The sequence below is a fragment of the Bacteroides sp. 3_1_13 genome, from assembly GCF_001185845.1.
Lineage (GTDB): Bacteria > Bacteroidota > Bacteroidia > Bacteroidales > Bacteroidaceae > Bacteroides > Bacteroides xylanisolvens.
In genome coordinates this window covers 1,079,227-1,093,737 of record NZ_KQ236955.1, presented here as the reverse complement: position 1 = coordinate 1,093,737, position 14,511 = coordinate 1,079,227, and the positions used below count along the sequence as shown (strand labels likewise).

General features: G+C 41.6%; 15 protein-coding genes and 1 tRNA gene. 9 read left to right on the top strand and 7 right to left on the bottom strand.

What is annotated here, in order from left to right:
- Window positions 1-81 precede the first annotated feature (81 nt).
- The 7 genes from HMPREF9009_RS04010 (at window position 82) to HMPREF9009_RS03975 (ending at window position 6,404) form a co-directional block, all read left to right on the top strand.
- A complete protein-coding gene (locus HMPREF9009_RS04010; protein ID WP_004313712.1) occupies window positions 82-696 on the top strand; it encodes a polysaccharide deacetylase family protein in 615 nt (204 codons plus the stop codon).
- Window positions 697-709: 13 nt separating this feature from the next.
- Window positions 710-2,461: an ATP-binding protein gene (locus HMPREF9009_RS04005; RefSeq protein ID WP_049702244.1), complete on the top strand. Its 1,752-nt coding sequence runs from the start codon at window positions 710-712 to the stop codon at window positions 2,459-2,461.
- 1,131 nt (window positions 2,462-3,592) lie between these two features.
- Window positions 3,593-3,823 (top strand): hypothetical protein, encoded by a 231-nt coding sequence (locus HMPREF9009_RS24990; RefSeq protein WP_049701509.1) that lies wholly within the window; start codon window positions 3,593-3,595, stop codon window positions 3,821-3,823.
- Window positions 3,824-3,917: 94 nt separating this feature from the next.
- Entirely contained in the window at window positions 3,918-4,403 is a 486-nt protein-coding gene (locus HMPREF9009_RS25890) for a hypothetical protein (RefSeq protein ID WP_049702243.1), read from the top strand.
- 20 nt (window positions 4,404-4,423) lie between these two features.
- Window positions 4,424-5,059: an outer membrane beta-barrel protein gene (locus HMPREF9009_RS03985; RefSeq protein ID WP_008023763.1), complete on the top strand. Its 636-nt coding sequence runs from the start codon at window positions 4,424-4,426 to the stop codon at window positions 5,057-5,059.
- Window positions 5,060-5,164: 105 nt separating this feature from the next.
- Complete coding sequence (locus tag HMPREF9009_RS03980) at window positions 5,165-5,884, top strand: hypothetical protein (protein WP_008023759.1); 720 nt, start codon at window positions 5,165-5,167, stop codon at window positions 5,882-5,884.
- Between the two features lie 49 nt (window positions 5,885-5,933).
- Window positions 5,934-6,404, top strand: a complete 471-nt coding sequence (locus HMPREF9009_RS03975; protein ID WP_049701508.1) for a lipocalin-like domain-containing protein — start codon at window positions 5,934-5,936, stop codon at window positions 6,402-6,404.
- A gap of 117 nt (window positions 6,405-6,521) precedes the next feature.
- Here HMPREF9009_RS03975 and HMPREF9009_RS03970 read toward each other — a convergent pair whose 3' ends face one another.
- The 5 genes from HMPREF9009_RS03970 to HMPREF9009_RS03950 form a co-directional block, all read right to left on the bottom strand.
- Window positions 6,522-7,763, bottom strand: coding sequence for a DUF4861 domain-containing protein (locus HMPREF9009_RS03970; protein WP_049701507.1), 1,242 nt, complete (start codon window positions 7,761-7,763; stop codon window positions 6,522-6,524).
- A 258-nt stretch (window positions 7,764-8,021) separates the two neighbouring features.
- Complete coding sequence (locus HMPREF9009_RS03965) at window positions 8,022-8,825, bottom strand: gluconate 5-dehydrogenase (protein ID WP_049701506.1); 804 nt, start codon at window positions 8,823-8,825, stop codon at window positions 8,022-8,024.
- A 40-nt stretch (window positions 8,826-8,865) separates the two neighbouring features.
- Complete coding sequence (kduI, locus tag HMPREF9009_RS03960; RefSeq protein WP_049701505.1) at window positions 8,866-9,708, bottom strand: 5-dehydro-4-deoxy-D-glucuronate isomerase; 843 nt, start codon at window positions 9,706-9,708, stop codon at window positions 8,866-8,868.
- A gap of 268 nt (window positions 9,709-9,976) precedes the next feature.
- Window positions 9,977-10,912 (bottom strand): ISAon1 family transposase, encoded by a 936-nt coding sequence (locus HMPREF9009_RS03955; RefSeq protein ID WP_008025715.1) that lies wholly within the window; start codon window positions 10,910-10,912, stop codon window positions 9,977-9,979.
- Between the two features lie 40 nt (window positions 10,913-10,952).
- The gene (locus HMPREF9009_RS03950; protein ID WP_008640050.1) at window positions 10,953-11,324 is read right to left on the bottom strand and encodes an ISAon1 family transposase N-terminal region protein; all 372 of its coding nucleotides are present in this window, start codon (window positions 11,322-11,324) and stop codon (window positions 10,953-10,955) included.
- 212 nt (window positions 11,325-11,536) lie between these two features.
- On the opposite strand from HMPREF9009_RS03950, the gene HMPREF9009_RS03945 reads away from it, so the two are divergent.
- Window positions 11,537-11,917 carry an ISAon1 family transposase N-terminal region protein gene (locus tag HMPREF9009_RS03945; RefSeq protein WP_049701282.1) on the top strand — a complete coding sequence of 127 codons (381 nt, stop codon included), beginning with the start codon at window positions 11,537-11,539 and terminating at the stop codon, window positions 11,915-11,917.
- Complete coding sequence (locus HMPREF9009_RS03940; protein WP_182425236.1) at window positions 11,883-12,875, top strand: ISAon1 family transposase; 993 nt, start codon at window positions 11,883-11,885, stop codon at window positions 12,873-12,875. The genes HMPREF9009_RS03945 and HMPREF9009_RS03940 overlap by 35 nt, the downstream gene beginning before the upstream one ends.
- Before the next feature lie 118 nt (window positions 12,876-12,993).
- Here the strand turns inward: HMPREF9009_RS03940 and HMPREF9009_RS03935 are convergent.
- A tRNA-Gln gene (locus tag HMPREF9009_RS03935) sits at window positions 12,994-13,064 on the bottom strand.
- A 107-nt stretch (window positions 13,065-13,171) separates the two neighbouring features.
- Complete coding sequence (gene tyrS / locus HMPREF9009_RS03930; RefSeq protein WP_049701504.1) at window positions 13,172-14,464, bottom strand: tyrosine--tRNA ligase; 1,293 nt, start codon at window positions 14,462-14,464, stop codon at window positions 13,172-13,174.
- Between the last annotated feature and the right edge of the window lie 47 nt (window positions 14,465-14,511).

Here is a 14,511-nt window from a genome sequence, read left to right as displayed (position 1 = left end):
TATTACCATAGCTTCCGATATGTTTTCCGCATGGATAATACTTAATACTTATTACTTAATACTTGTTTAACACAGACTCTCATGTTTATAGAACAACCACCTTGGCTTTTCCGGGCGTTGTATCCACAAGCTATCTTCCGGATGGATCCGAATGAACGGGCAGTCTATCTGACTTTTGACGACGGTCCCATCCCTGAAGTAACTCCCTGGGTACTGGAAGTATTGGAAAAGCATCATATTAAAGCTACCTTCTTTATGGTAGGCGACAATATACGCAAGCACCCGGATGAATACCGGATGGTGGTAGAACACGGACACCGCATCGGTAACCATACCTTCAACCACATCCGTGGATTTGAATATTCTAATCCGGATTACCTCGCAAACGCCAGAAAGGTAGACGAAATTATTCATTCCGATCTCTTCCGCCCGCCACACGGACACATGGGGTTCCGGCAGTATTATACCTTGCGCTATCATTACCGCATTATCATGTGGGATCTCGTGACTCGTGATTATAGTAAACGGATGCGCCCGGAACAGGTATTGAACAATGTGAAGCGCTATGCACGCAACGGTTCCATCATCACTTTCCATGATTCACTGAAGTCCTGGAATAATGGTAACCTGCAATATGCACTTCCTCGTGCCATTGAATTCCTGAAAGAGGAAGGGTATGAATTCAAGGTGTTATAAAAAAGTCATTAAAATGTGGACATTAGAACAATTAAAATATTGCAAAGAATCCGAAGACAAAGTCGAATTCAAAAAAGGAGAACATGGGAATATCGCTTATGATGGCGGTTCACGAATTAAACCATCCGAACGTAGACGTTGTATCCTAGGCTATGTAACAGCATTATGTAATGAAAAAGGCGGTTCTATTATTATCGGTATGGAAGATAAATATCCCCACCGAATAATAGGCACAAGCCAGTGTGAAGGAGCAATAGGACAATTAGAAGCTGACATATATAGGGACACGGGAATACGAGTAATAGTATATGAACTTTACGAAAACGAAATAAATAAAAAAGGACGTGTTTTAATAATAGAAGTACCTTCTCGACCTTTTGGAAGAGTATTCAAGTTTGAAGATGTTGCTCTAATGAGAGTAGGAGAAGAATTAAAACCAATGTCTGACGAAGTATTCTTGAAAATAATACAAGAACAAGAACCTGACTTCTCGGAACAGTTATGCGAAAATGCCAGCATTAACGACTTAGATGATGACGCAATAAATATTTTACGACAAAAGTATGCCCTCAAGCAAAAAAACCCCTCTTTTCTCACCTTACCCAAAAAACAAATCTTATCAGATCTTGGTTTAATCGAAGGTAAAAAAGTCACCAACGCTGCAATTTTACTATTAGGGAAAGACAGTATTTTACAAAAGCTATTTCCACAAGCAGCCATTATGCTCGAATATCGCTCAACCGAATCTCAAATACCTTTCGATAACAGAAAAGTATATCGACAGGCTTTTTATCTCATGATCGATAAATTATGGAAAGACATTGATGCTAGAAATGGAGCAGTCCAAGTAAAAGATGGGCCTTATATTTTTGATATTCCTTATTTCAATGAAGAAGTCATCCGCGAATCAATAAATAACGCCATTGCACATCGTGACTATCGAAGAAATAGCGAAACGGTAATTAAGCAATATCCACAAAAACTAATCATTACCAATATTGGTGGATTTCCAATAGGAGTAACTATTGACAACCTTTTGACCATACCAAGCACTCCACGCAACAGACTGCTAGCTGATGTTTTATCCAAGACCGGAATCGTAGAGCGTTCTGGACAGGGAGTAGACAAAATCTTTAAAAATACCTTATCAGAAGGAAAAGAAGCCCCCGATTATTCCCATAGCGATATGTTTAAAGTGGAACTTAGATTATCTGCAACAATTAAAGACAAAGCTTTTGCTTTATTTTTAGAATCTGTCCAACAAAGTTTGACTGAAGAACAAAAATTATCCGTTTTTGAGATCATAGCCTTAGATAAAATAAGGCAAGGAAATGATTATAAAGAACTGGATAGAAAAATAATAGAAAAACTTGAAAAAAGAGGGCTCATTGAAAAAAGAGGCAAGACGAAAGGAGCTTATTATATTCTTTCTCAAAGTTATTATGAGTTCACCGACAACAAAGTTGAATATTTTAAAAGAACAAGTTGGGATTTGTCTCAAGCCTTTTCACTAATCGTATCCTATCTCAATAAAAATTCAAAGGCTAAAATGGGAGAATTCGTCAACTTATTTGATGGGCACCTCAGTCGGAAACAAGTGAGAACGTTTATTCAACAACTAGTAGACAACCAAATTTTAATATCTGAAGGTAAAGGTTATGGAACTTCTTATTCATTGGGAAACGACTACAAAAAGAAAGATGAATTAATGAACAAAGCTTTCATCCTCGGCTGCGAAGAACTAAAAAGACGTGGAGAAATGTAAAAAGACCAAGCAAAGACCAAGCAAGGGCCAAATATATCACCATTCAATATATAATATAGAATCAAAATACTAGCAATCAACTACTTAGGCAATTAGTTAAAAGACCAAGTTAAAAAATAAAAATGAAATTCTATCTCATGATACCCACCCTTAATCTAAGCTAACGACTGGCCATTACTTACCTCCATAGTGGGGCTATACCAGCAAGTTATTAGTCATTCAACATACTTAAACAAAAGTCATATTTAGTAATCTTTTTAAATCAAAAAAAGAAATATGAACCGTTAAACTATGAACTTCGAAAATGCATGCTTTATCTGACTAAATTCTTCCCGGAACCCTAACCCTCATTGGATAAAAGGCAGGTCTTTTTGACAACTAAAAGCGATTTTTCGATAAGCTAAAGAGAATTCCATATGGAGTCATTTTCTCAACTCAACGATAGAGAGAGAGTTTGATAAGAGTTTGCAATATATGCTTGATAATGAAGAAGAAATATTCAAATCTGAGGAAGGCACCACCTAAGCAACATCTTCTGTAACCAACAGAACATGTTTGAGGCAGCCTTTTGCCGTTTAAGGCCCGTTCCGGGCTCAAAATCGAAAGATCCTTCCTCTACCCTACACGTGACTGGCACAAGCATATTTCGCCCGATACACGATAAAAAACGGACAAAAGAACCTACATCTAAAAAGTTTCTTAATCACATTGCTATCTCCAAACATATTTTTTTCTACATTTGCAACGGACTCTTCCGCAGAAAGCCTTATGGGTGGAAAGGGGAGAGCCGTTTATATTGAGAAGACGTTTACAAGCGTTTATCTTTTGTGTTTCAGAACTTCGCAATTTTTGACCCACCGGAAAGATGAACAGCAATAAAGACGTCCTCCTGATGTGTATCTATATACATCCGTGCCTCACTTTGGAAAACAAAGAGAGGCTGCGGGTGTTGTACATATCGGCGTGGGCTTTCTGCGTTGTTCGTTCTCGGTGATATGGCATTGCGAAGGCCTTGAAACACAGAACGAACGAAGGTGAGATTCCCACGCCTTTTCTGTATATTCTCCATTACTGAACATACCAATCCGTCCGTCTGCGGGAATCAGGGACATAGTATACAGGAGTCATCACATGGTTCATGCCGGACAGCTGATCGAACAAAAACTTCACGAACAAGGGCGCACAGTCACCTGGTTCGCTACTCAATTATGTTGTACCCGGCCCAACGTCTACAAGATTTTCAGAAAAGAGAATATCGACATTCATCTGCTATGGCGTATATCCTGCATCCTCAACCATGACTTTTTCCGCGACTTATCCAACGACATCAACAATAGCAACTCCGTCAATGTATCCAAATAAGATACATTTCTGTCTACTTGTTGGAACTATGTTTTCTCCTGCTGTTATGTTTCTTTCACATACCTTTGCGACATATCAACAAAACTCATCAGATATGAAAAGACTTGTTTTATTAATTGCATTAGTTTTGACTTGCGCCATAGCAACCTATGCGCAAAAAACGACCTTCAAATTCCGTGACGCACAAGCACGTGCAGGTGACGCAGTCACAGAGGTATGCGTGAAACCTACAGTCGTCGAGGTGAAAATACTTGAAGATAAAGGGCGGATAAAGGATGAATGGTCACTAAGCAAAGAGGAAGTGGAGATCGCCATGAAAGGAGAACTTGACAACATCCGTGCATGGGGGACGTATCTGTCCACCATCAAATATAACTGCGATGTCATCATGGGAGCCACTTTCAAAGTGGAAGATAATGAGAAAACAGGGGGATACACAGTCACAGTAGTAGGTTATCCCGGCATCTTCGTCAACTGGCATCCGGCCACAAAAGAGGATTATGAATGGATTCGCCTACAAAAGTTATCACCCACAGATGGAAAAAGCCAGATAGCGCCCGTCGTTAAGAATAAGAATTAATCACTAAAATATTAATAACAATGAAAAAAGTACTATCAATGGTTGCCGCACTTTTACTGTGCGTAGGAGCTCAAGCACAAATCGTATCATCCAGAAGTGCAATCGTCAAAACTGAAAAGCAAGCCAGCAGCACACAATGGTTCTTACGTGCAGGCCTGAATATCATGAACTTCTCCGGTGACGGAGCCGAAGGAGCTGATTCAAACATCGGATATAATGCTACATTTGGCTATCAGAAGCCTTTAGGCAGTACAGGAGGATACTGGGGGATGGAGTTTGGACTTGGTTCCCGTGGTTTCAAAGTGGACGACACGAAATGTATGGCTCACAACATACAATATTCTCCGTTCACATTCGGATGGAAATTTGCTGTGGCGGACAACGTCCGTATCGACCCGCATGTAGGAGTCTTCGCTAGTTACGATTACACAAGTAAAATGAAAGAAGATGGAGAAAGCATCAGTTGGGGTGATTATGCAGATTATATGGAGGTTGACTACAATCATTTTGATGCAGGTATGAATATCGGCGTAGGAGTCTGGTATGACCGTTTCAATCTGGATCTTACCTATCAACGCGGATTTATAGATGCATTCAGCGATGCCGACGGATTCAAGACCAGTAACTTTATGATTCGTCTGGGTATTGCCTTCTAAGGACAACCAAACCTCAATAAACCATATTATTTATTCAGCGTCCACGATCTTTTCTTTTCACAAAAAGGGCCGTGGATGCTGTTTTCTTAAAAAGAACGGAATATGATGACCAAACGACAATTTCTGGTGATCTTGTATCTACTGGTAGGAATTATCCCACTGATAGCACAGACCTTCACCGAACAGAAAAAGAGCTATCCTGTCAGTGCGGACGGCAATAAATATGTAGTCAGCGGATTTACCCCTTTCAGCGATATGCAAGACGAAAACATCTACGCTAATGCACTGCTATGGATCGTCAAGAATGTCTGTCCACAGTTACGGGAAGGAATAGCGGAGGCCAACGTACCGGCTAAAAACTTCAGTTGCGATCTGATACTTGCCTCGCAGGCAGACTCAAGCCAAAAGAATACTTACTATTGCAAGGCCCTGTTTCAAGTAAAGGACGGCAAACTGGTTTATTATCTTTCCAATATACGGATAGAGTCATCAGCAGTGATAATGAAAAAAATCACTCCTATGGAGAAGCTACAACCGGGCAAGAAAGCATCTCACAAAGAAATCATGGATGACTTCGTACAGGTTGAATCGCAAGTATTGAACAAAATGTTCGACTTCATCATAACGAACCAGCTTTCACCGATTACTCACTGGAATGAAATCAATATCAACAAGCCGGTGAAAGGCATGACGGAAGATGAATGTCTACTGGCTTTCGGCAAACCGCAGACTATTCAAGAATCAAATGGAGAAGTGCAATGGATGTATTCCAGCTCGTTCTACCTGTTCTTCAAGAACGGACATGTGGAAACTATTATCAAATAGAGTCTAAAAAACAAATCATCTCAAAATCAAACAATTAAAACAATTTATTATGAAAACAATCTGGAAAGCAACTGTTTGCATAGTTGTAGTATTACTGTCGTTCAGCATTTATTCCTGTGGCGACGACGACGATGACGCTGTCGGTTCACGCGATTTATTGTTAGGAACATGGAATGGAGTGTATTATCTTTCACAAGAATGGGAAGATGGTGAAAAGGTAAGTGACTCTAAAGAAGATTTTGTAAATGGAACCAACCGTTATTCCATAGAGTTCAAGGAAGATGGTACGTATGTAGAAAAAGATGTCTATAACTCTTCCGGAAGTACTAGTTATTATCATGGTACATGGAGCTACTCCGGTAATAAGCTGACTCTCATCGACACTGAAGAGGATAATTACACAGAAGTGTGGACAGTGACCACTATGACAGAGAATGAATTAGTCTATGAACTTCGTGAAAAAGAGAAAGAAGACGGAACAACATACGAATATTACGAACAACACGCTTTTACGAGATAATTCAAAGACGTTATAACGCAAAAACTTTCTTTCTTTTTCAGGAAAATAAAATTAAGCAAAGGTTTCTTTTTACCAAAGAAACCTTTGCTTAATTTATTGGAAAAGCAATTCAACACATCAATATGCCACTGTCAGCGGTGCGCGCAACTTCTGCGCATATTCAGCCATATATTTATTCCAGGCATCCGGAGTCTTGATAGCGGCCTTATCCCAGGCAGAACCCCAGTAATAAGTATATTCAGAACCCGGCTCATATTCGCTGATAGCCAAAACGTGACCGTCGGCTCCGCCACGTTCTTTCTTTTCCTTTTCAGAAAGAAGAACCACTTTCGCTTCTTTCACCTGTGCAGGAAATGCAGCACCGACAAATATCTTGCCGTTTGCACCGCTACGATCTGTTGTAGGATCTACGTAAGTGATATAGCCATTGGCAGCATCTGCCACAGTCGCACCGTCCGGTTCACGCAACACAAGTCCGGTAGTCACCGGCATTGCTTCTTTCAGATTGGTATATGAAACAATCGTTTTGTTGAGATAAGAACCCGCATCCAGTGAGATTACACGAGTCTCCACTACATTAGAGTCTCCACGAACTACCAGCGGATTAAATTCCAGCTTCACCGTGAAACGCAGCGGACCATTATCAAGGATTTCCTGTGTACGATAGCAGTAAGGATAGATAATAGTATCACCCGCCATCAGAGCAGCAACACCGGCACCCAACGTAGGTCCAACGGCATAGCAATCCATGCCATATCCATGATCGATATGGTAAGAGATAGCTTTTTGTAGTTCGGAGGCAGCTTTAGGATCTGTCTTTTTCAATTCAGCTATCTTGGCACGCTTTTCAGGATTCAGTTCTTCCGCATAGAGAGATTCCAGAATCGGTTCCGTTGTGTTGTACTTCGTGAAAAGGTCGTAGCCGAAACCACGCTCTCCGCGGGCTTGCAAAGCAGGGCCATACGCACGGAATCCGCCAAGATCATTCTCCCAGGCAACGTCGTCCAGACGTTCGGGATAATATTTACCGCAAGCAACGACATCGAAAGGTGCCGGTGTACCCGGTTGAATAGTGTAAATAGCTGTTCCGTTCGCTTCTACCGTAGCGGGGAAAACAACCTTTTCGTCATACGTCACCTGATAAGGCACTTGCTGACCGTCAACATCAAGCACTACAATCTGCGCTGTATCTGCCAGTTTCAATTTGGCAACAACATCGCTCATCGGCACTTCAACCATCTCTCCCACCCGTTCAAGAGCCAGCGGATTGGTCACTGTGATTGTCATTGACTGTTTACTGTCGGCACAGGAAGCAAACCCCATCAAGGCTACAGCAAACAGAATTAATATCTTTTTCATAATTAGTCTACATTGAATGAATAATATATACTTCGTAAATAGAGGCTATTATATCCGCACCTGTTGGATATATAGATCCAACGTGTCAGCTATATATATCCAATGTGTTGGATATATATGTCCAACACGTTGGGCATATATGTCCAATAAGTCGGTCCTATAGCTCCTGCAAAGGGAATGATAAAAAATAAGGTGACAGATGAAAAGAGGATGCTCTTTGCCATTCTATCACCTTATCGGAATCTCTTCTATCTTACATTATTTCGGCTGTTTTCCGATATAAGCAAGGATACCACCATCTACATAAAGAACGTGGCCGTTGACAGCGTTAGAAGCTTCAGAAGCAAGGAATACAGCAGGACCTGTCAGTTCTTCTGGATCCAACCAACGACCGGCAGGAGTCTTGGCGCAGATGAATGAATCGAATGGGTGACGGCTTCCGTCTGCTTGTTTCTCACGAAGAGGAGCAGTTTGCGGAGTAGCGATGTAACCCGGGCCGATACCGTTACACTGAATGTTGTATTCACCATATTCAGAGCAGATATTGCGAGTCAGCATCTTCAGTCCACCCTTAGCGGCAGCGTAAGCAGATACAGTTTCACGACCCAGTTCGGACATCATAGAGCAGATGTTGATGATCTTACCTGCACGTTTTTCCATCATAGCAGGAAGAACAGCCTTAGCAACGATGAACGGAGCATTCAAGTCGATGTCGATTACACGACGGAAATCAGCAGCATCCATCTCGTGCATAGGAACACGACGGATAATACCTGCATTATTTACAAGGATATCAATTGTACCTACTTCTTTGGCAATCGTAGCCACCATGGCCTGAACAGCCGGTTCGTCTGTCACGTCGCATACATAACCGTGAGCTTTGATACCTTTTTCTGCATAAGCTGCCATTCCTTTGTCTACCAACTCTTGATTGATGTCGTTAAAACAAACTTTAGCGCCTTGTTCTGCGAATGCAGAAGCAATAGCAAAACCGATACCATAAGAAGCACCTGTAACGAGCGCTACTTTACCTTCCAAAGAAAAATTCAAATACTGATTCATAATTCTTTTTATTATTAAATTAGGAAAACTATTGGATTTGTTATTTCAAATCTGTAATCAACGAGAAGTCCTGATCGCCATAGTCGAGGTTCTCACCACCCATTCCCCAGATAAAGGTATAGTTGTGGGTAGCAGCAGCCGAGTGGATAGACCATTCGGGCGAAAGAACAGCCTGATCGCCTTTCATCCATACGTGGCGTGTTTCGCCTACCTCACCCATAAAATGGCAGATAGCATGATCTTCGGGAATCTCGAAATAGAAGTAGGCTTCCATACGACGGCTGTGTACGTGGGCCGGCATCGTATTCCATACACTTCCCGGAGCCAGTTCCGTCATACCCATCTGCAACTGGCAGGTGGGCAACACCTGATTCACCAGCATCTTATTGATATTACGGTGGTTGGAGCCTTCCAAAGAACCCATTTCAGCTACTACGGCATCGGCTTTCGTCACCTTACGGTCGGGATAATTGCGATGTGCAGTCAGTGAGTTGAAGTAGAATTTGGCAGGATGAGCAGCGTCCTTGCTTTCGAAAGTCACTTCACGGTTGCCCGAACCCAGATAAAGAGCTTCTTTATAGTCCAGTTCGAAGGTTGCGTCGCCCGCTTTCACAATACCGGGACCGCCGACATTGTAAATACCCATTTCGCGACGGGTGAGGAAGAACGGAGCTTTCAGCGGATCGATTGCTTCAAGCGTCAGCACCTCTCCTACCGGCAGCGCACCACCTACCACCATACGGTCGTACATGGAATATACCATATTTACTTCATTGGGGACAAATATCTTTTCAATTAAGAAATCTCTGCGGATTCTTGTAGTATCATAACTTTTTGCATCCTCAGGATGCGCAGCATAGCGAATTTCATAGTTCGTTTTCATACCTTATTTATTTATAGTTATTGAATAAGTTCTCTTTCTACGTGCACTTCGTTTACGTACACGATGCAAAAATAGCAAAAGAAAACGGGTTTACCTTGCAATTTTGTTCCAATTATCCACCAAAAATGTCCAGAATCTGTGCAATGTACACTTTTTTAACGAACTATAATACGATTTGGGAGAGATTTCTACCTAATACAGTTTGAACCTTCTATAATAAACACGGCTCAGTTGTAATTCTTGGGGGATTAAGTTTAGTCAATTCCCTTCATGCATATACCTTTGCTAGCCTAAAAAGGAAGAAGCTCATATCCACTACTCCTCTAAATGATGCCCTAAATGCTTTGATTTTAGCATTAAATGCTTCCGCTGCTGCATTTGTACTCCTGTTCACAAAGAAGTTCAGAATCCTTTCATAATGATTCTCAATAGAGTTTGCTACTGTTGTGAATGTATCGTATCCATATTCTTCAATCTTATTATACCATAGTGCCAGCTTTGCTCTTGCTACATCCTTGTCATAGTTTGTGGAAAAGATCTTTCCCAACTCCAATGAGTAGTAATATACGTGCTTAATATCTTCAAACTGCTTGAAAAGTAATTCTGCCCTGATTTTCTGACTCTTGGTCCATTTATCAGGTGATTTAAATAATAAATATCTGCTTCTGGCCAATAATTGCCTGAGTGTATCTCCGTTTTCGAGTTCTTCTGCTTTATATACTTCCCCCTTCTCTTTTGCCGCTTTCATAGCTTTATTCTCCTCTTTTATCACTTGCCATCTATATGTAATGCGCAACTCTTGTACAGCTTCGTATACAAGTTTTTGTACATGAAACCTATCAATCACCTGCATGGCACGTGGAAAGCACGTTTTGGCAATCTTTTGCATGCTCCCTGCCATATCCAGTGTAATTTCTTTGACCTGATTACGCAGCTCCTGTGGCATCTTTGTAAGTACCGCAATGATATCATCGGTTTTAGTGCCCTGAATTACAGCTATAATAGAACCTTTCCTACCTCGCTTATCTCTATTTATTAAGATGGTATAAAGATCTCCCTTACTTAAAGCCGTTTCGTCAATACATAGGTGATAACCCATATTCTTTGGATAAAGGATATACTCTTGGGCATGTGCTCTCTGATCCCAATTCTGGAAGTCACTCAGGTGGTCTTTATATTGGCTTTGAAGCTGTTTGCCATCCATACAGTAATGCTCAGCTACACTTTGGCAGCTAACGGCGTGATTATCTAAGTAATTCTTTTAAAAAAGCACCGAACTCAGCGGTTATGCGAGTACCGGTGGCTACCAAACTCCAGTCACGACTATATGTCTGCCCAGTGGATGGATCTTCCCAGCGACGACGCTTGATACGTAAATAAACGGCTTTACCACGGATAGGGAAGTCCTGAACTTCAATCTCAGGGAGGAAACCTTTTGAGTGAAGATGGAGATCAGAGTACTCAGCAGGAATAGTGGCTTTCTCCTCTAAATAAAGAATAAAGCAAGTATCCTGAGAAACATGATTGACTAGGGTAAAGTAATCAAGGATTCCTGAAGGCAAGAACAAGCTTAAAGAAGCAACAGGATCAATCGTTTGGGAAGAGGATGTTTTCATGATGCAAAAATAAGAATTTTAACGCAATCCCCCAAGGTTTCAGACTGAGCCTAAAACACAAGCTATTCAACGACCAACACGATAAGCATTAAAATAGTCAATATAACGAATAAAATAAGATTAATGAATTCTATATACGCTGATCACGGCTCACCCGAAATTTCTTGGGGGTAACTATTTGTAGCTTTCTTTAAAGTGATTACTTTTGTAATATGACAGAAGCAGCATTAATATCTTTAGCTCAAATAGTACTACCAAGCGAAGTCCTTTCCTCGTTTGATATAACTAAGGTAGAAAGTACCGATACCGAGATTAACATTCATCTTGATGAAAAGATGTACGATACTTTACGTAATGATGTTCACTTTGAATCCAAAGGTTTTATTCCTGCGGTTTCCATCACCGATTTCCCCATCCGCGACCACAAAGTAATCCTTTTGCTCCGACGCCGTAAATGGGTTGATATTCGTACCGGCAAGAGTTTTATTCTACCTCTTAAAATAGCCGCCGAAGGCACCCGCTACTCCAAGGAGTTTGCGGCTTTTTTAAAAGAAACGTATGGACACATCCCCGGTGACCTGCCGTACGCTTGATGATTTCTATCATATTGACGCATCTACCTTTGAGAAGCAATACAAGGATGTGCTAAGCGGTTATCGTAATTGGGAAGAGTTGAGCCATGCGGAAGAGTGGCTTGTCTTTCCTGAGAACATTGGACCTAATCTGGCTATTGACGAGACTTCCCTGTCGAATGGCGACCTTTATACAATAGTAACCAACAGGGACAGGCATGGTCGTGAGATGTGCCTTGTCGCCATTGTTGCAGGGACGAAGTCAGAGACGGTCATAGCGGCTTTACGCCATATTCCCGAACACCTGTTGGACAGTGTAGAAGAAGTGACACTTGATTTATCGGACTCAATGCGTAAAATAGTCCGCTCCTGTTTCCGCAAGGCATCTCGTGTAATAGACCGGTTCCACATCCAGAAATTAGCTTGCGATGCAGTGCAGGAAATGCGTATCAAACTCCGCTGGGACGCAATCCAGGAAGCCAATGATGAGATGGAAGAAGCAAAGCAGAAAGGGGAATCATATGTGCCTATGAGATATGAAAATGGAGATTCAAAGAAAGAACTGTTGGCAAGAAGCCGCTATCTGCTGTTTAAATCCTCCGAAAAATGGACCCCAGCACAAAAACAAAGAGCCAAAATTCTTTTTAAGGAATATCCGGAATTGGGACAGGCGTATGGATTATGTCATTCACTCAGAATGATTCTTGCCAAAAATACAATCAAAGATGCGGCAAGATTGAGTATGGCTAAATGGTATAATAAAGTGGAAGAGGCAGGCTTTCATGCTTTCAATGTAATTGCAGCAACCTTCTATGAACATTATGATGATATTCTTAACTTTTATAATAAAAGATCCTCTAATGCGGCGGCTGAATCCTTTAATGCGAAAATCAAACAATTCAGAACCGCATTAAGAGGAGTAGTGGATGAGAAATTCTTCCTCTTTAGACTGGCTAAGATTTATGCATACCCCCAATGATTATCGGGTGAGCCCTGATCCCCTATATACTTCAATTTTATAAGGATATACAAAAACGACGACTTCAGAGTCACGAAAGAAAAGCCCCGAAAGATGTCTCTTTCGGGGCTTTTCTTCGTTGGACTACCAAGATTCGAACTTGGACAAACAGAACCAAAACCTGTTGTGCTACCATTACACCATAGTCCAAACTTATGTGCTTTCTGTTAAAAAGCGGTGCAAAGATAGAGGTTTGCAAGCAAACCTCCAAATATTTCGTTCACTTTTTTACATTCTATCGAGTGAATCGTGCATTATTACTTTGCAATCAGCAAAAAATAGTTCTTTTTACCGCGCTGAACAAGCAGATATTTCTCATCGAGCAAGTCAGCAGTTGTGATTACCTGATCAAAGGCCGTTAGTTTCTCTTTGTTCAACGAAACGCCACCGCCTTGAACCAACTTACGCATCTCACCTTTCGAAGCAAATACAGCCGCATTATCGACGAACAAATCTACTGCCTTCACTCCTTCTGCCAACGCATCACGGGAAATCTCAAATTGGGGTACTCCTTCAAATACAGCCAGCAATGTATCCTCGTCCAATTTGCGCAAAGCGTCGGAAGTAGCATTACCAAACAAAATATTGGATGCGTCAACCGCTGCGTTATAATCTTCTTCCGAGTGAACCATCACAGTTACTTCTTTAGCCAGACGTTTCTGAAGGAGACGCAAGTGCGGAGCAGCCTGATGTTCGGCAATCAGTGCTTCAATTTCTTCTTTTTCGATAGAAGTGAAGATTTTGATATAACGCTCGGCATCGGAGTCGCTTACATTCAGCCAGAATTGATAGAACTTGTAAGGTGAAGTATAGCGAGGGTCCAGCCAGATATTTCCGGATTCTGTTTTACCAAACTTACCGCCGTCAGCTTTTGTAATCAGCGGGCAAGTCAGTGCGAACACCTCTCCCCCATTGGTACGGCGGATCAATTCGGCACCGGTAGTAATGTTTCCCCATTGGTCGGAACCACCCATCTGAAGCTTACAGCCCTTTGTTTCATACAAATGAAGGAAGTCATATCCTTGAAGCAACTGATAAGTGAACTCGGTAAATGACAATCCATCACGCGCTTCACCATTCAGACGGCGTTTTACAGAGTCTTTTGCCATCATATAATTCACAGTAATGTGCTTACCTACTTCGCGAGCAAAATCGAGGAAAGTGAAATCTTTCATCCAGTCATAATTGTTCACCAGTTCGGCACGGTTAGGCACATCCGACTCGAAGTCGAGGAACTTGGCAAGCTGATTTTTAATACATGCCTGATTGTGACGCAATGTTTCCTCGTTCAGCAGGTTACGTTCTGCTGATTTTCCGGAAGGGTCTCCAATCATACCTGTAGCGCCACCGATCAGTGCCAACGGCTTATGACCGCAGCGTTGGAAATGACGAAGGATCATCACTCCACAAAGGTGACCAATGTGTAGCGAATCAGCAGTCGGGTCGATACCCAAATAGGCAGTCACCTGCTCTTTGCTTAACAACTCTTCTGTTCCCGGCATAATGTCCTGCAACATGCCACGCCATCTCAATTCTTCTACAAAATTCATCGTATTACTCTATTAATTAGTTGTTTTTTATTGTATTTCAATCCCAT

Coding starts and splice junctions, on each gene's coding strand:
- HMPREF9009_RS04010 (WP_004313712.1), top strand. CDS start 82: ATGTTTATAGAACAACCACCTTGGCTTTTCCGGGCGTTGTATCCACAA.
- HMPREF9009_RS04005 (WP_049702244.1), top strand. CDS start 710: ATGTGGACATTAGAACAATTAAAATATTGCAAAGAATCCGAAGACAAA.
- HMPREF9009_RS24990 (WP_049701509.1), top strand. CDS start 3,593: ATGGTTCATGCCGGACAGCTGATCGAACAAAAACTTCACGAACAAGGG.
- HMPREF9009_RS25890 (WP_049702243.1), top strand. CDS start 3,918: ATGAAAAGACTTGTTTTATTAATTGCATTAGTTTTGACTTGCGCCATA.
- HMPREF9009_RS03985 (WP_008023763.1), top strand. CDS start 4,424: ATGAAAAAAGTACTATCAATGGTTGCCGCACTTTTACTGTGCGTAGGA.
- HMPREF9009_RS03980 (WP_008023759.1), top strand. CDS start 5,165: ATGACCAAACGACAATTTCTGGTGATCTTGTATCTACTGGTAGGAATT.
- HMPREF9009_RS03975 (WP_049701508.1), top strand. CDS start 5,934: ATGAAAACAATCTGGAAAGCAACTGTTTGCATAGTTGTAGTATTACTG.
- HMPREF9009_RS03970 (WP_049701507.1), bottom strand. CDS start 7,763: ATGAAAAAGATATTAATTCTGTTTGCTGTAGCCTTGATGGGGTTTGCT.
- HMPREF9009_RS03965 (WP_049701506.1), bottom strand. CDS start 8,825: ATGAATCAGTATTTGAATTTTTCTTTGGAAGGTAAAGTAGCGCTCGTT.
- kduI (WP_049701505.1), bottom strand. CDS start 9,708: ATGAAAACGAACTATGAAATTCGCTATGCTGCGCATCCTGAGGATGCA.
- HMPREF9009_RS03955 (WP_008025715.1), bottom strand. CDS start 10,912: ATGGATGGCAAACAGCTTCAAAGCCAATATAAAGACCACCTGAGTGAC.
- HMPREF9009_RS03950 (WP_008640050.1), bottom strand. CDS start 11,324: ATGAAAACATCCTCTTCCCAAACGATTGATCCTGTTGCTTCTTTAAGC.
- HMPREF9009_RS03945 (WP_049701282.1), top strand. CDS start 11,537: ATGACAGAAGCAGCATTAATATCTTTAGCTCAAATAGTACTACCAAGC.
- HMPREF9009_RS03940 (WP_182425236.1), top strand. CDS start 11,883: ATGGACACATCCCCGGTGACCTGCCGTACGCTTGATGATTTCTATCAT.
- tyrS (WP_049701504.1), bottom strand. CDS start 14,464: ATGAATTTTGTAGAAGAATTGAGATGGCGTGGCATGTTGCAGGACATT.